Here is a 1,988-nt window from a genome sequence, read left to right as displayed (position 1 = left end):
GCACGGCTCTCCGCCGGCTGCCGGGCCGCGGTCGCTTCCAGCCACCTCAGGAGTCAGACATGCCCCACCGCTCCGCGCCCCATCCCGCCGCGCCGGACGAGTCCGCCAGAGGCCGCCGCACGGACCTCCGGCCCTTCATGGCGGCCTTCCCCAGCGGGGTGTCCATCGTGACCACTCTGGATTCGGACGCCCTGCCCCACGGCCTGACCTGCAGTTCCGTCGCGAGTGTCGCGCTCGACCCGCCCACCATCGTGGTGTGCGTCCGGGCGGCGAGCCCCACTCTCGCGGTGGTCCTCGACCAGGGGGCCTTCGCCCTCAACCTGCTGCACGAGCGCGCCCGAGGTGCTTCCGACCTGTTCGCCTCGGGCGCACCCGACCGCTTCGAGCGCGTCGAGTGGCGGCTGCCCCTGGGGGCGGGCGGGCCGCACCTGACCGCGGACGCGCACGCCGTCGCGGACTGCGCCGTCGTCAGGACCGTCGGCTTCGGCGACCACACGGCCGTGTTCGCCGAGGTCCACCGGGTGAGCGTACGGGACGATCCGCAGCCCCTGTTGTACGGCCTGCGCCGCTACGCGCAGTGGTCGCAGGCGGCCGCGGTCCCGCCGCCGGACGCCCGCCTCGACCCGGCCGCCGCCCTGCACCCCGGCGCTCCCGAAGGAGACGCCCGTGCCGTCCGCTGACCCGCTGCCCGCACTGCTGGTCGCCGTTCCGGCCGTGATCCTCGCCTGCCAGGCGGGAGCCGCCGTCTGTCGCCGGTTCGGCCAGCCCCCGGTGGTGGGCGAGATCGCCACCGGCATCCTGCTGGGCCCGTCCCTGCTGGGCTGGATCTGGCCACAGGCCCAGCAGGCGCTGTTCCCCGCGTCCGTCCTGCCGTACACCTCGGTGCTCGGCCAACTCGGGCTGCTCGCCTTCATGTTCCTGGTCGGGCTGGAGCTCGACCTGAAGAGCCTGCGCGGCCACACCCGCGTCGCGGTGGCGGTGAGCCAGGCCGGGATGCTGCTGCCGCTGGTGCTGGGCGCGCTCCTGGCGATCGCGATGTACGACGGCTTCGCCCCGGACGGTGTGGGACGGATGCCGTTCACCCTGTTCATGGCAGTGGCCATGAGCATCACGGCCTTCCCGGTCCTGGCCCGCATCCTCACCGACCGGGGCCTGTACGGGACACCGCTCGGCGTCCTCGCGATGGCCTGCGCGGCCGTGGACGACGTCGTCGCGTGGTGCCTGCTCGCCCTGGTCGTGGCCCTCGCCACGGCCGGGTCCCCGATGGAGGCGGCCACCACGGCCGGCCTCGCCGTGGCCTTCACCCTGTTCATGCTGTACGCGGTGCGGCCGCTGCTGGCCCGCTGGGCGGTCCGCGCCGACCGGGCCGGGGACGCCGCGGTCCTGGTGGCGCTCTTCAGCGGGCTGAGCGTGTCCGCGCTGGCCACCGACCTGATCGGCGTGCACGCGCTGTTCGGCGCCTTCCTCTTCGGCGTGGTCACCCCGCGCACCGGTGGGCGCATAGAGGTCTCTGCGGCCCGGCTGCGCGCCTTCACGGTGCCCGTTCTGCTGCCGCTGTTCTTCGTGCACACGGGCCTGCGCACCGACCTCGGCAGCCTGACGGGCTCGCCCGGGATGTGGCTCTGGACGGGCGCGATCCTGGCGGTGGCCTTCCTCGGCAAGTGGGGCGGCGCCGCGGGCGCGGCACGCGCCTGTGGAAGACCGTGGCGGGAGGCCCTGTCGATCGGCGCCGTGCTGAACTGCCGTGGGCTGACCGAGCTGGTGGTGCTCAACGTCGGGCTGGAACTCGGCGTCATCGGACCGGAGTTGTTTACCATGCTGGTGTTGATGGCGCTGGTGACGACGGCGGTCACCAGCCCGGCGCTGACCCGGCTGCGAGCCAGGGAGGTGACCGCGCGGGACGGGGTGTCGGCCCCGCCCGAGGGCGCGCTGTCCCGCCCCTGACGGCCGGACCCGGCCGGCGGGTGCCTGACGGCTGTTCAGGCACC

Annotated in this window: 2 protein-coding genes; both read left to right on the top strand. The window is 74.3% G+C overall.

Features of this window, described 5'->3' with window-relative positions; genetic code table 11:
- The first annotated feature begins 59 nt into the window (after positions 1–59).
- The gene (locus tag ACFW2G_RS33040; protein WP_384580040.1) at positions 60–680 is read left to right on the top strand and encodes a flavin reductase family protein; all 621 of its coding nucleotides are present in this window, start codon (positions 60–62) and stop codon (positions 678–680) included.
- Entirely contained in the window at positions 667–1,944 is a 1,278-nt protein-coding gene (locus ACFW2G_RS33035) for a cation:proton antiporter (RefSeq protein ID WP_384456637.1), read from the top strand. The genes ACFW2G_RS33040 and ACFW2G_RS33035 overlap by 14 nt, the downstream gene beginning before the upstream one ends.
- The last annotated feature ends 44 nt before the right edge of the window (positions 1,945–1,988 follow it).

Source organism: Streptomyces sp. NPDC058880 (assembly GCF_042742535.1).
Lineage (GTDB): Bacteria > Actinomycetota > Actinomycetes > Streptomycetales > Streptomycetaceae > Streptomyces.
This window is presented reverse-complemented; position numbering and strand designations above follow the sequence as displayed.